The 15357-nt window shown below is 71.6% G+C and carries 10 protein-coding genes; 7 read left to right on the top strand and 3 right to left on the bottom strand.

Going from position 1 to position 15357, the window contains the following annotated elements; genetic code table 11:
- Positions 1–99: 99 nt before the first annotated feature.
- The 3 genes from ACH4YL_RS30185 to ACH4YL_RS30175 all read right to left on the bottom strand — a co-directional run bounded on the left by ACH4YL_RS30185 (position 100) and on the right by ACH4YL_RS30175 (position 7280).
- On the bottom strand, positions 100–1560 hold the full coding sequence (locus tag ACH4YL_RS30185; RefSeq protein ID WP_398510621.1) for a glutamate synthase subunit beta: 1461 nt from the start codon (positions 1558–1560) through the stop codon (positions 100–102).
- The gene (gene gltB, locus ACH4YL_RS30180) at positions 1553–6115 is read right to left on the bottom strand and encodes a glutamate synthase large subunit (protein ID WP_398510620.1); all 4563 of its coding nucleotides are present in this window, start codon (positions 6113–6115) and stop codon (positions 1553–1555) included. The genes ACH4YL_RS30185 and gltB overlap by 8 nt, the downstream gene beginning before the upstream one ends.
- 436 nt (positions 6116–6551) lie before the next feature.
- Positions 6552–7280, bottom strand: coding sequence for a VIT1/CCC1 transporter family protein (locus tag ACH4YL_RS30175; RefSeq protein WP_398510619.1), 729 nt, complete (start codon positions 7278–7280; stop codon positions 6552–6554).
- A 250-nt stretch (positions 7281–7530) separates the two neighbouring features.
- On the opposite strand from ACH4YL_RS30175, the gene ACH4YL_RS30170 reads away from it, so the two are divergent.
- From ACH4YL_RS30170 to ACH4YL_RS30140, 7 genes are read left to right on the top strand one after another with little or no spacing between them, the layout of a single operon-like run.
- Complete coding sequence (locus ACH4YL_RS30170; protein ID WP_398510618.1) at positions 7531–8589, top strand: ADP-ribosylglycohydrolase family protein; 1059 nt, start codon at positions 7531–7533, stop codon at positions 8587–8589.
- Entirely contained in the window at positions 8586–9842 is a 1257-nt protein-coding gene (locus tag ACH4YL_RS30165; RefSeq protein WP_398510617.1) for an ADP-ribosylglycohydrolase family protein, read from the top strand. The genes ACH4YL_RS30170 and ACH4YL_RS30165 overlap by 4 nt, the downstream gene beginning before the upstream one ends.
- The gene (locus ACH4YL_RS30160) at positions 9808–10971 is read left to right on the top strand and encodes an ADP-ribosylglycohydrolase family protein (RefSeq protein ID WP_398510616.1); all 1164 of its coding nucleotides are present in this window, start codon (positions 9808–9810) and stop codon (positions 10969–10971) included. The genes ACH4YL_RS30165 and ACH4YL_RS30160 overlap by 35 nt, the downstream gene beginning before the upstream one ends.
- On the top strand, positions 10968–12335 hold the full coding sequence (locus ACH4YL_RS30155) for an ADP-ribosylglycohydrolase family protein (RefSeq protein WP_398510615.1): 1368 nt from the start codon (positions 10968–10970) through the stop codon (positions 12333–12335). Before ACH4YL_RS30160 ends, ACH4YL_RS30155 begins: the two co-directional genes overlap by 4 nt.
- A complete protein-coding gene (gene rbsK, locus ACH4YL_RS30150; RefSeq protein WP_398510614.1) occupies positions 12332–13219 on the top strand; it encodes a ribokinase in 888 nt (295 codons plus the stop codon). Before ACH4YL_RS30155 ends, rbsK begins: the two co-directional genes overlap by 4 nt.
- The gene (locus ACH4YL_RS30145; protein WP_398510613.1) at positions 13216–14502 is read left to right on the top strand and encodes a CaiB/BaiF CoA transferase family protein; all 1287 of its coding nucleotides are present in this window, start codon (positions 13216–13218) and stop codon (positions 14500–14502) included. The genes rbsK and ACH4YL_RS30145 overlap by 4 nt, the downstream gene beginning before the upstream one ends.
- On the top strand, positions 14499–15299 hold the full coding sequence (locus ACH4YL_RS30140) for an HpcH/HpaI aldolase/citrate lyase family protein (RefSeq protein WP_398510612.1): 801 nt from the start codon (positions 14499–14501) through the stop codon (positions 15297–15299). The genes ACH4YL_RS30145 and ACH4YL_RS30140 overlap by 4 nt, the downstream gene beginning before the upstream one ends.
- The last annotated feature ends 58 nt before the right edge of the window (positions 15300–15357 follow it).

Raw genomic sequence — 15357 nt, 5'->3', positions numbered from 1 at the left:
GCACGCAGCGCGGCGCCTGCCCGTGTCCGGTCGGGGACGGGGCAGGCGCCGCGTTCGTGTCCGTACGCCGTTGTACGGGACGACTGTTGAGGTGGTGCGTCAGACCGTCAGCGCACGGTCCGTCGGGCGGATCGGCGCCGGCAGCTCGCTGCGGCCCGTGAGGAAGCGGTCCACGCCACGCGCCGCCGAGCGGCCCTCGGCGATCGCCCAGACGATCAGCGACTGGCCGCGGCCCGCGTCGCCGGCGACGTACACGCCGTCGACGTTCGTCGCGAAGTCCGCGTCGCGCGCGACGTTGCCGCGCGCGTCCAGCTCCAGACCGAACTGCTGCACCAGGCCGTTGGCCTGGTCCGTGCCCGTGAAGCCCATCGCCAGCGTGACCAGCTGCGCCGGGATCTTGCGCTCGGTGCCGGGCTTCTGGGTCAGCTTGCCGTCGACGAACTCCACCTCGACGAGGTGCAGGAACTGGACGTTGCCGTCCTCGTCGCCCTCGAAGTGGGTGGTGGAGACGGAGTAGACCCGCTCGCCGCCCTCCTCGTGCGCCGAGGTGACCTTGTAGAGCATCGGGAAGGTCGGCCACGGCTGACCCGTCGGCCGCTCCTCGCCCGGGCGGGGCATGATCTCCAGCTGGGTGACCGAGGCCGCGCCCTGGCGGTGGGCCGTGCCGACGCAGTCCGCGCCGGTGTCGCCGCCGCCGATGACCACGACATGCTTGCCCTCGGCGGTGATCGGCGGCGCCACGAAGTCACCCTCCTGCACCTTGTTGGCGAGCGGCAGGTACTCCATCGCGAAGTGGATGCCGTTCAGCTCACGGCCGGGGACGGGCAGATCGCGCGAGACCGTGGCGCCGGCCGCGATGACCACCGCGTCGTACCGCCGGCGCAGCTTCGCCGCGTCGATGTCGCGGCCGATCTCCACCTCGGTGCGGAACTTGGTGCCCTCCGCGCGCATCTGCTCGATGCGGCGGTTGATGTGCACCTTCTCCATCTTGAACTCGGGGATGCCGTACCGGAGAAGTCCTCCGATGCGGTCCGCGCGCTCGTAGACGGCGACCGTGTGGCCCGCCCGGGTCAGCTGCTGGGCGGCGGCGAGACCCGCCGGGCCCGAGCCGATGACCGCGACCGTCTTGCCGGAGAGGCGCTCCGGCGGCTGCGGGGTGACGTCGCCGGAGTCCCACGCCTTGTCGATGATCGAGACTTCGACGTTCTTGATGGTGACGGCCGGCTGGTTGATGCCGAGCACGCACGCCGACTCGCACGGGGCCGGGCACAGCCGGCCGGTGAACTCCGGGAAGTTGTTCGTGGCGTGCAGCCGCTCGGACGCCTGCTGCCAGTCCTCGCGGTACGCGTAGTCGTTCCACTCCGGGATCAGGTTCCCGAGCGGACAGCCGTTGTGGCAGAACGGGATGCCGCAGTCCATGCAGCGGCCGGCCTGCTTGCTGATGATCGGCAGCAGCGAGCCGGGAACGTAGACCTCGTTCCAGTCCTTGACGCGCTCCGCCGCGGGGCGGGTCTTGGCGACCTCGCGGCCGGTGGTCAGGAAGCCCTTGGGGTCAGCCATTGATCGCCGCCTCCATCATCTTCTCGGTGGTCTCCTGCTCGGAGAGACCGGCGAGCTCAGCGGCGTCCTTGGCGGCGAGCACTGCCTTGTACGTGGTCGGGATGATCTTGCTGAACCGGTCGACGTTCGCGGACCAGTCGGCGAGAAGCTTCTCTGCGACGGTGGAGCCCGTCTCCTCCTGGTGGCGGCGCACGACGTCGTGCAGCCACTGCCTGTCGGAGTCGTCGAGCGTCTCGATCGCGCCGAGGTTGCCCACGTTGACGTTGTCGCGGTCGAGGTCGATGACGTACGCGATACCGCCGGACATGCCGGCCGCGAAGTTGCGTCCGGTCTCGCCCAGCACCACCGCGCGGCCGCCGGTCATGTACTCGCAGCCGTGGTCGCCCACGCCCTCCGAGACGACCGTGGCGCCGGAGTTGCGGACACAGAACCGCTCGCCGGTGCGGCCGCGCAGGAACAGCTCGCCGCCGGTCGCGCCGTACGCGATAGTGTTGCCCGCGATCGTCGAGTACTCGGCGAGATGGTCGGCGCCGCGGTCCGGGCGGACGATCACACGGCCGCCGGAGAGGCCCTTGCCGACATAGTCGTTGGCGTCGCCCTCGAGGCGCAGCGTGATGCCGCGCGGCACGAACGCGCCGAAGGACTGGCCCGCGGAACCGGTGAAGGTGATGTCGATGGTGTCGTCGGGCAGGCCCTCGCCGCCGAACTTCCGCGTCACCTCGTAGCCGAGCATCGTGCCGACGGTGCGGTTGATGTTGCGGATGGCGATCTGCGCGCGGACCGGCTGGGCGGCCTCGGCGGAGTCGGCCTTCAGCGCTTCGGCGGCGAGCTCGATCAGCTCGTTGTCGAGTGCCTTGGCCAGGCCGTGGTCCTGCTCGATCAGGGCGTGGCGCACCGCGCCGTCCGGCAGTTCGGGCACGTGGAAGAGCGGGGTCAGGTTGAGGCCCTGCGCCTTCCAGTGGTTGACCGCCCGCTCGGTGTCGAGGAGTTCGGCGTGGCCGACGGCCTCCTCGATCGTACGGAAGCCCAGCTCGGCGAGGATCTCGCGGACCTCTTCGGCGATGAACTCGAAGAAGTTGACGATGTACTCGGCCTTGCCGGAGAAGCGGTCGCGCAGCACCGGGTTCTGTGTGGCGATGCCGACCGGGCAGGTGTCCAGGTGGCAGACGCGCATCATGACGCAGCCGGAGACGACGAGCGGCGCGGTCGCGAAACCGAACTCCTCGGCGCCCAGCAGCGCGGCGATGACCACATCGCGGCCGGTCTTCAGCTGGCCGTCGGTCTGCACGACGATGCGGTCGCGCAGGCCGTTGAGCAGCAGCGTCTGCTGGGTCTCGGCGAGGCCGAGCTCCCAGGGACCGCCCGCGTGCTTCAGCGACGTCAGCGGCGAGGCACCGGTGCCGCCGTCGTGGCCGGAGATCAGGACGACATCGGCGTGTGCCTTGGAGACACCCGCGGCGACCGTGCCGACGCCGACCTCGGAGACCAGCTTCACGTGGATGCGGGCCACCGGGTTGGCGTTCTTGAGGTCGTGGATCAGCTGGGCCAGATCCTCGATGGAGTAGATGTCGTGGTGCGGCGGCGGCGAGATCAGGCCGACGCCCGGGGTCGAGTGCCGGGTCTTGGCGACCCAGGGGTAGACCTTGTGGCCGGGCAGCTGGCCGCCCTCGCCGGGCTTCGCGCCCTGCGCCATCTTGATCTGGATGTCGTCCGCGTTGACCAGGTACTCGGAGGTCACGCCGAAGCGGCCGGAGGCGACCTGCTTGATGGAGGACCGGCGCTCCGGGTCGTACAGGCGCTCCGCGTCCTCGCCGCCCTCACCGGTGTTGGACTTGCCGCCCAGCCGGTTCATGGCGATGGCGAGGGTCTCGTGCGCCTCGCGGGAGATGGAGCCGTACGACATCGCGCCGGTGGAGAAGCGCCTGACGATGTCGGAGACCGGCTCGACCTCGTCGATGGAGATCGGCTGCCGCTCCTGCGACTTGAAGCCGAACAGGCCGCGCAGCGTCATCAGCCGCTCGGACTGCTCGTTCACCCGGTCCGTGTACTGCTTGAAGATGTCGTAGCTGCGCGAGCGCGTGGAGTGCTGCAGCCGGAAGACCGTCTCCGGGTCGAAGAGATGCGGCTCGCCCTCGCGACGCCACTGGTACTCGCCGCCGATCTCCAGCGCGCGGTGCGAGGCGGAGATGCCGGACGCCGGGTACGCCTTGGCGTGCCGGGCGGCGACCTCCTCGGCGACGACGCCGAGTCCGGCTCCACCGATCTTCGTGGCGGTGCCGTTGAAGTACTTCTCGACGAAGGCCTCGTCCAGGCCGACGGCCTCGAAGACCTGGGCGCCGCGGTAGGAGGCGACGGTCGAGATGCCCATCTTGGACATGACCTTCAGGACGCCCTTGCCCAGGGCGTAGATGAGGTTGCGGATGGCCTTCTCGGGCTCCAGGCCCTCTATGAAGGTGCCGGCGCGGACCAGGTCCTCGACCGACTCCATCGCCAGATACGGGTTGACCGCGGCCGCTCCGTAACCGATGAGCAGCGCGACATGGTGCACCTCGCGCACATCGCCGGCCTCGACCAGCAGACCCACCTGGGTGCGCTGCTTGGTGCGGATGAGGTGGTGGTGCACGGCGGAGGTGAGCAGCAGCGACGGGATCGGCGCGTGCTCGGCGTCCGAGTGGCGGTCGGAGAGGACGATCAGCCGGGCGCCGTCCTCGATGGCCGCGTCGGCCTCGGCGCAGATCTCCTCGATACGGGCCGCCAGCGCGTCGCCGCTGCCGGAGACGCGGTAGAGGCCGGAGAGCGTCGCCGCATTCATGCCGGGCATGTCGCCGTCGGCGTTGATGTGGATGAGCTTGGCCAGCTCGTCGTTGTCGATCACCGGGAACGGCAGCGTGACGCTGCGGCAGGAGGCCGCGGTCGGCTCCAGGAGGTTGCCCGCGGGGCCGAGCGAGGAGCGCAGCGAGGTGACGAGCTCCTCGCGGATGGCGTCCAGCGGCGGGTTGGTGACCTGCGCGAACAGCTGGGTGAAGTAGTCGAAGAGCAGCCGGGGCCGCTCGGACAGCGCCGCGATCGGCGAGTCCGTGCCCATGGAGCCGAGCGGTTCGCCGCCGGTGGTGGCCATCGGCGCGAGGATGACGCGCAGCTCCTCCTCGGTGTAGCCGAAGGTCTGCTGGCGACGGGTGACGGAGGCGTGGGTGTGGACGATGTGCTCGCGCTCGGGCAGATCCTCGAGCTCGATCTCACCGGCCTCCAGCCACTCCTTGTACGGCATCTCGGCGGCAAGGCCCGACTTGATCTCGTCGTCCTCGATGATGCGGTGCTCGGCGGTGTCGACGAGGAACATCCGGCCGGGCTGGAGGCGGCCCTTGCGGACGACCTTGGCCGGATCGATGTCCAGGACGCCGACCTCGGAGGAGAGGACGACCAGGCCGTCGTCGGTGACCCAGTAGCGGCCGGGGCGCAGTCCGTTACGGTCGAGGACCGCCCCGACCTGGGTGCCGTCGGTGAAGGTGACACAGGCCGGGCCGTCCCAGGGCTCCATCATCGTGGAGTGGAACTGATAGAAGGCGCGCCGGTCCGGGTCCATGGACTCGTGGTTCTCCCACGCCTCCGGGACCATCATCAGGACGCTGTGCGGCAGCGAGCGGCCGCCGAGGTGGAGCAGCTCCAGGACCTCGTCGAAGGAGGCGGAGTCGGAGGCGTCGGGCGTACAGACCGGGAAGATCCGCTCCAGCTCCTCCTCTCCGAAGAGGTCGGAGACGAGCTGGGACTCGCGGGCGCGCATCCAGTTGCGGTTGCCCTTGACCGTGTTGATCTCGCCGTTGTGCGCGACGAAACGGTACGGGTGGGCGAGCGGCCAGCTCGGGAAGGTGTTCGTGGAGAACCGCGAGTGGACGAGCGCGACGGCGGTGGCGAAGCGCCGGTCGGAGAGGTCCGGGAAGAAGGGTTCCAGCTGCCCGGTCGTCAGCATGCCCTTGTAAACAATGGTCCGGGCGGAGAGCGACGGGAAGTAGACACCGGCCTCGCGCTCGGCGCGCTTGCGCAGGACGAAGGCCTTGCGGTCGAGGGCGATGCCCGTGCTCGTACCGTCCGAGACGAAGAGCTGGCGGAAGGCGGGCATGGTGCCGCGGGCGCCGTTGCCGAGCAGATCCGGCGTGACCGGAACGTCGCGCCAGCCGAGGACGGTGAGGCCCTCTTCGGCGGCGATCGTCTCAATACGTGAGACGGCTTCCGTGCTGTCCTCGGCGGGCAGGAAGGCGATGCCGACGGCGTACGAGCCGGCCTCGGGGAGCTCGAATCCGGTTGCCTCGCGCAGGAACGCGTCCGGAACCTGGAGCAGGATGCCCGCACCGTCACCCGAGTCGGGCTCGGAGCCGGTGGCACCCCGGTGCTCGAGATTCCGGAGTACGGTCAGCGCCTGTTCGACCAGCTCATGGCTGGCAACACCGGTGAGGGTGGCCACGAACCCGACGCCGCATGCGTCGTGTTCGTTACGGGGGTCGTACATCCCCTGCGGAGCGGGGCGACCGTCCATGGGCGACCAGGCGTCGGAACGCATCGGCTCTCCCGTCGTCGTCGTGGCATATGCAAGTGCCGAGGGACGACGTTGGCCCTCCGCGAAATTTCGTGCAGGTTACATGATGGAGTGATTCTCGGGAAGCGGATAGCTCATTCCAACATGCGGACACCGCACGAGGCAGTTGATGTGGGTCGCCGCCGGACAGATCGGTATCCGCGGGACCGTCGCAGGCGGGCTTCATTGCCCACAGCGCTTCCGGCTCATGCCCGGTGATCAAGGGCTCGAAACCGCGTAGTAACGACTACTTATGTAGCGCCTCGCATAGTGTCTCACCGGAAGCGGGATCCGCGGAGGGGACGTACGTCACAAACTGCGGGGACGTGCGGGTGGAGCCGTCCGCACGGAGAAGCGCCGGCCCCATTGTGCGGGGCCGACGCTTCGACGACGGGGCCGGGAGGTTACCGACGGCTCCGGGTCACAGTGCCGCGCCGAACAGGGCGCCGAGACCGTACGTGAGGGCCGCCGCCGTGCCGCCGAGCGCCAGCTGGCGCAGTCCGCTGTACCACCAGCCGCGCGCGGTCACCCGCGAGACCAGCGCACCGCAGGCGAACAGACCGGCCAGCGCGAGCAGCACGGCGGGCCACAGGGCGGTGGCGCCGAGCAGATACGGCAGCACGGGCAGCAGCGCGCCGAGCGCGAACGCGCCGAACGACGAGACCGCGGCCACGACCGGCGACGGAAGATCGTCCGGGTCGATGCCGAGCTCCTCACGGGCGTGTATCTCCAGGGCCTGCTCGGGGTCCTTGGACAGCTGCATCGCGACCTCGCGGGCGAGCGGAGGCTCGACGCCGCGGGCCACGTAGAGGGCTGCGAGCTCCTCCATCTCGTCGACCGGGTGCTTGCGCAACTCCCGCCGCTCCACGTCCAGTTCGGCCTGGACGAGCTCGCGCTGGGAAGCGACCGAGGTGTACTCGCCGGCCGCCATGGAGAACGCGCCCGCGGCCAGCCCGGCGAGCCCGGTGATGACAATGGTCTGCTGGGACACCGAACCGCCCGCGACACCGGTCATCAGGGCGAGGTTGGAGACCAGCCCGTCCATCGCGCCGAAGACGGCGGGGCGCAGCCAGCCGCCGTTGACATCACGGTGGGTGTGGTTGTCGCGGTGCGCCTCGTGAAGCGTCGCCTCGGTTTCGATGATGGACACAGCTCTCCCCTTGATGGTGTGCGCGGGCAGCGTCATACCGCGGAACCGGTGTTCCGCCCTCCCCCAACACCTTTGAAACTACGCCGAATGTAAGGGGCTCGCCAGCAAGGCAGGCCGTACTTACCTGGGTCGGAGGTGATTGCTCGACAGATGGCAGAACGGGTGACAGAGGCGTTTCTCAGACTCGCCGCGGTCCGCGTGTGGCACAGATGCATGAACAGGCTCGGTGCACGCGAAAGAGGCCCGCCCCATGGAGTTGATTGCATGCAATCCCTCTGATCCTTCCGAGCACGCCCCAGGTCCGGCATCGGTTGTTCCGTCGGTGTTGCGGGAGCGGGCCTGCGGTGCGCTGCTCGGCCTCGCGGTCGGCGACGCGCTCGGCGCACCGGCGGAGAATCTGCGCCCGTCCGAGATCCGCCGCCGGTGGGGCCGTATCGAGGGCTTTGTGAACGACGACCCGGCCGGTACGGACGACACGGAGTACGCGATCTTCTCCGGCCTCCTGCTGGCGCGGCACGGCTCGGCGCTGACCGTGGCGCATGTCGAGGCGGCATGGCACCACTGGATCGCGGATCTGGACGAAGGCCCGTTCCGCGGAGCGGGATTCAGCGAACGCGGCACCCTCGAAAACCTCCGCCGCGGGCTGGCCGCCCCCATCTCCGCGCAGCACCGCCACGCCTGGAGCGACGGACTCGCGATGCGGGCGGCCCCGTTCGGCGTCTTCGCGGCGGGCCGCCCGGCGGAGGCCGCGCGCCTGGTCGCCATCGACGGCAGCGTCAGCCACGACGGCGAAGGCATCTACGGCGGCCAATCGGTGGCGGCGGGCGTGGCGGCGGCGATGACGGGCGCGGGGCCGGCCGGAGTGATCGGCGCTGCGTTGTCGGTGGTCCCGATGGACTCGTGGACGGCGCGCTCGCTGCGCCGTGCGGTGGTGACGGCCCAGCGCAGCCACGCGGACACCCTGGCGATGGAACGCGCGGTCCGCTCGTCGGTGGTGATCGGCGGCTACCCGTGGACGGACCTGGCGCCGGAGGCGGTGGGCCTGGCGTTCGGCGCCTTCGCCGCGGCGCGCGGCGACTTCCGTGCATCGGTCCTGACGGCGGTCAACATGGGCCGCGACGCGGACACGACGGCGGCGGTGGCGGGCGCGCTGGCGGGCGCGGTCTCCGGAGCCTCGGCCATCCCTCCTGAATGGTCCTCGGCCATCGGCCCGGTCCGCGGCAGTTGCCTCCCGTCGATGGCGGGCCACCACATCCTGGACATCGCGGACCTCCTGACACCGGACGACGACGCGCAGGCGCCGTCATGACCGCGCCCTCGCGCGACCCCGCGGTCCCGGGCACTTCCGCGCCCGGCCCGGACCGTGCCGGAGGACTTCGCCCCACGGACCGGGCCCGGAGGCTTCGCCCCACGCGCGGCATCGAAGGGCTGCTCCTCGGGCTCGCCGCCGGAGACGCCGCCGGTTGGCCCGCCGCTCGGCACCGGGCCGCACGGATGCCCGAGTGGACCCGGCGGCTCACGCGGGAGCTCGACACCTTCGCCGAGCAGAACGCGACCACCACCCTCCCCGTGCCCATCGCCCTCAACCAGCCGCCCGAGCCGCTGCGCCTGGGCCCCTCCGACGACGCCGAGTGGGCCGCCTTCGCCGCCGAGACCGTGCTCACCGCCGCGGGCCACCTCTTCGCCGGGCTCGCGCCGGGCCGCCGGATGCGTGCCGCCGTCGATCTCGCCTGGAACTCCCTGGCCAGCGAGGTCGCCGCGGCCGCCGACCGCGCGCCCGAGGTCGAGTCGGCCGTGCTCCACCTCCGCGCCCGGATCTCCGTACGCGCCGGACTCGGCAATCTCGCCACCGGACTGCGACCGCCCGCCACCGGGCACGACAATCCGCACTACTTCGACGACGCCGCCTGCGTACGGGCCGCCGTGCTCGCCGTCGTCCACCCCGGCGACCCCGCCGCGGCCGCCGCGCTCGCCGAGTTCGACGCGCGCTACACCCAGGACGGCGACGGAGTGCACGGCGCGCGCGCCATGGCCGCGGCCGTCGCCGTCGCGCTGGACGGCGCTCACGTCGACGCCGCCGTCGACGCCGCCCTCGCCGAACTGCCCGAAGCCACCGAGATCGGCCGCAACGCCCGGCACGCCGTCAAGCTCGCCCGCGACGCGGACGCCGCCTTCGACCTCGTACCGCTGCTCGAGCACCAGATCGTCGACCATGTCTACAGCTATGGGATCGCCGCCGCGGAGACCGTCCCCGTCGCTCTCGCCGTCGCCACCGCCGCCCGCGGCAAACTCGCCGACGCGGTGCCCGCCGCGGCCTGTCTGTCCCGGGTCGCCGACTCGGCGCCCGCGCTCGTCGGCGCGCTGACCGGCGCACTCGGCGGCGGCGACGCCGTGCCCGCCACCTGGCGCGAGGCCTGCCGCACCCTCGCGGGCTGCGCGCTGCCCCGTCTCGCCGGCACCGATCTCGTGGAACTCGCCGGGCTGCTCGCACACACGGAACTGACCGCGCCGGGTGGACAATTCCGGCATGACGACGACACTCGAGACGCTCTCACTCGATGACCGGATCACCGGGAGCCTGGTCGGCGCGGCCGTCGGTGACGCGCTCGGCGGCCCGGTGGAGGGCTACAGCCCCGAGCAGATCACCGAGCGGCACGGCGGCCGCGTCCACGGCATCGTCGGCCCGTGGCACGGCGAGAACTGGCGCACCGCCCGCCCCATCGCGCCGTACCACAAGGGCGACGGCCACATCACCGACGACACCCTCATGACCCACGCGCTGGTCAGGGTGTACGCGGCAGTCCGCGACCATCTCGACGCGTACGCCGTCGCCGACCATCTGGTGCCCGACCTGGTCACCAACCCCCGCTGGATCCCGGAACTCGAGGCCGAGGCGCTGCCCCTGCAGCGGATCTTCCTCGCCGAGAAGTGGCTCGTGGCCCGTATCCACTACGGCCACAACGACCCGCGCGAGGCGGGCGTCGGCAATATCGTCAACTGCGGCGCGGCGATGTACATGGCCCCGGTGGGCCTGGTCAACGCGGCGAACCCGGCGGCCGCGTACGCCGAGGCCCTCGACGTCGCCGGCGCGCACCAGTCCTCGTACGGGCGGGAGGCAGCGGGCGTGTTCGCGGCGGCGGTGGCGGCGGCCTGTCTGCCCGGCGCGACGCCCACGACGGTCGTCGACACCACGCTGTCCCTGGCGAAGGACGGCACGCGCGCCGCGATCGAGGAGGTCGCCGAAGTCGCCGCGCGGCACACGGACTTCGAGTCCGCGCTGGCCCCGCTCCGCGCCGCGGTCGCCCCCTTCGACACCGTCGGCCCGGACTACCGCGCCCCGTCCCTGGCCGCCCGCCGGCCCTCCCGGCTCCACTCCATCGAGGAGCTGCCGATCGCGCTCGCCATGCTGGTGGTCGGCGGCGGCGACTACCGCCGTACGGTCCTCGGCGCGGTGAACTACGGACGCGACTGCGACTCGATCGCGACGATGGCCGGTGCGATGGCGGGCGCGCTCCGGGGCGAGGCGGACATCCCGCAGGACTGGGCGAAGACGGTGGCCGAGGCCAGCCGCCTGGATCTGCACGCTCCGGCGAGCGACTTGGCGACAGTGACCCGCGACATCTTCACCCGCGACAGGGAGCGCCGGCGCGCCCACGAGTCGGCGTTCGCAAGCCTGACGGGCGCACGATGACCGGCCTGCGGCTCACCTGGGTCCAGCCGGAGGACCTGGTGGGGCACGAACTGCGCCAGGCCACGGAGGACGGCCGGGACGCCCGCGCGATCCGCACCAGGTGGACCGCCGCGGGCGGCCCCCCGCCCCCACCCCTCGCCGGTGCCTCCACCACCTCCGCCTCGCCCGAACTGCGCGCCCTGGCCACCCGCCTTCTCGACGAACTGGCCAACCTCCCTTCCCCGTTGACCCAGCACGAGCCGACATCCCTCAAGGCCGTCCGGGCGACCTGCCCTACCTGGCCCCTGCCGCACACCACGGCACGCGGAGCCCTGCTGCCGCGGCTGCACGCCGGCTGGCTCGGGCGCGCCGTGGGGTGCCTGCTCGGCAAGCCCGTCGAGAAGCTTCCGCTCCACGCCGTCCGAGCCCTCGCCCGCGCCACCGGCAACTGGCCCCTGGCCACCTGGTTCACCGCCAAGGGCGTACCCGGCGAACTGCTCTACGCCCATCCGTGGAACCGCCGTTCCGCGCCGACGTCGCTCGCCGAGAACATCGACGGCATGCCCGAGGACGACGACCTCAACTTCCCGCTGCTCAATCTGCTGCTCCTCCAGCGCCACGGAAGGGACTTCAGCACCACCGACGTCGCCCGGCTCTGGCTCGACGAACTGCCCGCGGGCCGTACGTTCACCGCCGAGCGTGTCGCCTACCGCAACCTGCTCTCCGGCCTCGAACCACCGCTCACCGCCCGCCACCACAACCCGTTCCGCGAGTGGATCGGCGCGGCGATCCGCGCCGACCTGCACGGCTGGACCCATCCCGGCGACCCCGCGGCCGCCGCGGCCCAGGCCCACCGCGACGCCACCCTCACCCACACCGCCAACGGCGTCTACAGCGCGATGTTCGTCGCCGCCGTCATCGCCACCGCCGCCGCCGGCACCCGTGACGTGCACCGCGCCCTCGCCACCGGCCTCACCGTCGTCCCGCCGCACTCACGGCTCGCCGACGCCGTCCGCCTCGGCATCGAAACCGCCTCCGCGCACACCGACTTCGACACCGTCGTGGACCGGCTCCACTACGCACTCGGCCACTACCACTGGGTCCACGCCATCCCGAACGCCGCCCTCCTCTCCGCCGCCCTCACCCACGCAGACGGCGACTTCACCGGCTCCATCTGCCGCGCCGTCTCCGGCGGCTGGGACACCGACTCCAACGGCGCGACCGCCGGCTCCGTCGCCGGACTGCTCGCCGGTGATCCCGGCGCGCTTCCCGACCGCTGGACCGCTCCGCTCAAGAACCGTCTCGCCACCTCCGTCGCCGACTTCAACGGCATCGGCTTCGACACGCTCGCCCGGCTCACACACCAGGAGGCGCTCCGCCCATGACCTTCATCGCGGTGCTCGGCAGTACCAACATGGACCTCGTCGCCTACGTCGCGCACCCGCCGAAACGCGGCGAGACCGTCACCGGACGGGAGTTCCGTACGATCCCCGGCGGCAAAGGCGCCAACCAGGCCGTCGCCGCCGCCCGCGCCGGGGGTGACGTCGCGATGATCGGCGCGGTCGGATCGGACGACTTCGGCAGGCGCCTGCGCCAGACGCTCGTCACTTCCGGCGTCGACACCGATCTCCTGCGCACGGCGGAAGGCCCCTCCGGCACCGCCCACATCGTCGTCGACGACGAGGGCGGCAACGCGATCGTCGTGATCCCCGGCGCGAACGGCACCGTCACCGCACTCGCCCCCGGCGACGAAGCCCTCATCGCCACCGCCGACACACTCCTCCTTCAGCTCGAACTCCCGCTCAGCGCCGTCCTCGACGGCGCACAGGCCGCGCGCCGCCACGGAGTACGGACCGTGCTCACCCCCTCTCCCGCCCAGCCGCTGCCTCCCGAACTCCTCGCCGCCACCGACCTGTTGGTGCCCAATGAACACGAGGCGGCGACGCTCGCCGGAGTCGCCGACCCGCACCGTGCGGCCGAGGCACTGCTGCGTCAGGTCCCCGAGGTGGTGATCACGCTCGGCTCGGCGGGCAGCCTGTACGCGAGCCGGGACGCCGACCCCCTCACCGTCCCCGCTCCCCGGGTCACCGCCGTGGACACCACCGCAGCCGGTGACACCTTCGTCGGTGCGCTCGCCGTCGCGCTCGGCGAGGGCAAACCCGTGCGCCAGGCCCTCGGCTGGGCCTCCGCCGCGGCCGCCCTGTGCGTCCAGCGTGCGGGCGCGTCCACCTCCATGCCGTACCGCTCCGAGATCGACACTGCCTCATGACGCCGACGACGCCTCCCTCCGCGCAGCCCTCGCGGCCCTCCGATCCTTCGCAGGCCTCGCAGGCCTTGCAACCCTCGGAGCCCTCCGAGCCCTCAACACCCGCTCCCCTGCAGCCGCTGCGTGTGCTCGACCTGGCCACTCTCTTCGCCGGTCCGCTCGCCGCCACCATGCTCGGCGACTTCGGCGCCGAGGTGATCAAGGTCGAGCACCCCACCCGGCCCGACCCGTCCCGTGGCCATGGCCCGGCCAAGGACGGCATCGGCCTGTGGTGGAAGCTGCTCGGCCGCAACAAGCGCACCATCACTCTCGATCTGTCCACGCCCGGCGGCCGCGAGACCCTGCTCCGACTGGCCGCCACCGCGGATGTGATCATCGAGAACTTCCGCCCCGGCACCCTGGAGAAGTGGCAGCTCGGCTGGGAGGAGCTGAGCCGCGCCAACCCCCGTCTCGTCCTGACCCGCGTCACCGGCTTCGGGCAGTTCGGCCCGTACTCCCACCGGCCCGGCTTCGGCACCCTCGCCGAAGCCATGAGCGGCTTCGCCTCCATCACCGGCGAGCCCGAAGGCCCGCCCACCCTCCCTCCGTTCGGCCTCGCCGACTCGATCGCTGCCCTCGCCACCGCCTATGCCGTCCTGACCGCGCTCACCGCCCGCACCGCCACCGGCCGCGGCCAGGTCGTCGACATGGCGATCATCGAGCCGATCCTGACCGTGCTCGGTCCGCAGCCGCTCTGGTACGACCAGCTGGGATACGTACAGACCCGCACCGGCAACCGCTCCCTCAACAACGCACCCCGCAACACCTACCGCACGGCGGACGGCTGCTGGGTCGCCGTCTCCACCTCGGCCCAGTCCATCGCCGAACGCGTCATGCAGCTGGTCGGCCGTCCCGAGCTGATCGACGAGCCGTGGTTCGGCACCGGGACCGGGCGCGCGGAGCACGCGGACGTACTCGACGATGCGGTCGGCGGCTGGATCGCACAGCGCACCCGCGCCGACGCCATGGCCGCCTTCGAGAAGGCCGAAGCCGCGATCGCACCGATCTACGACATCCAGGACGTCATGGACGACCCTCAGTACCAGGCGCTGGACACCATCACCGAGGTCCCCGACCCCGAGCTCGGCCCCATCCGTATGCAGAACGTCCTCTTCCGCCTCTCCGAGACGCCCGGCGCCATCCGCTGGGCCGGCCGCCCGCACGGCGCCGACACGGACGCGGTCCTGACCGAACTCGGCCTGACCGGGGCCGATATCACCGCACTCCGCACACAGGGCGCCCTATGATCACCCCGCTCACCTATCTCTACGCCCCCGGCGACCGCCCCGAAGTGGTGCGCAAGGCGCTCGCCACCGAAGCCGACGTCGTCATCGTCGACCTCGAGGACGCCGTATCCCCCGACCGCAAGAAGTACGCCCTGGCCGCCACGGCCGAACTTCTCGCTTCCCCTCAGCCTCTCCCGGTCCATGTCCGCATCAACTCCCCCCAGGACATCGAGACCCTGACCGGACTTCCCGGCCTGCGTGCTCTCCGTGTTCCCAAGGTCGCACACGGCACTGACATCCGGCTGATCGCGGCTCTCGCACCGGGCATTCCGCTCTATCCGCTGCTGGAATCGGCGATCGCCATCGAGCACGCCTACGACATCGCCACCGCCCATCCGGACGTGCACGGCATCGCGATCGGCGAGGCGGACCTCCGCGCCGACCTCGGCGTCCGGGACGGCACCTCGCTCGACTGGCCGCGCACCCGGATCGTGATCGCCGCCCGCGCCGCCGGTCTCGCACCGCCGGCCCAGTCCGTCTTCCCAGACATCCGCGACCTGGACGCGCTCTACGCCTCCTGCACCCACGGCCGCGCCCTCGGCTTCCTGGGCCGGGCGGCCATCCATCCCCGCCAGCTACCCGTCATCGAGCGTGCCTTCCGCCCCACACCCGAGGAGATCGAGGCGGCGGAGGAGGTCGTCAAGGCCGCGGCCACGGACGAGGGTGCGCTGGCCCTGCCGGACGGCCGCTTCGTCGACGCCGCGATCGTGGCCGCGGCCCGGCGCACGCTGTCTCTCGCCCAACGGGCGAGGCCGTAGGCGACCTGAGCCGCCCGGCCGGGCCGGGTCCGTCCGTACGTCGTGCGTCCGTTCACGG

This window comes from Streptomyces sp. NPDC020681 (assembly GCF_044334895.1).
Lineage (GTDB): Bacteria > Actinomycetota > Actinomycetes > Streptomycetales > Streptomycetaceae > Streptomyces.
This window is presented reverse-complemented; position numbering and strand designations above follow the sequence as displayed.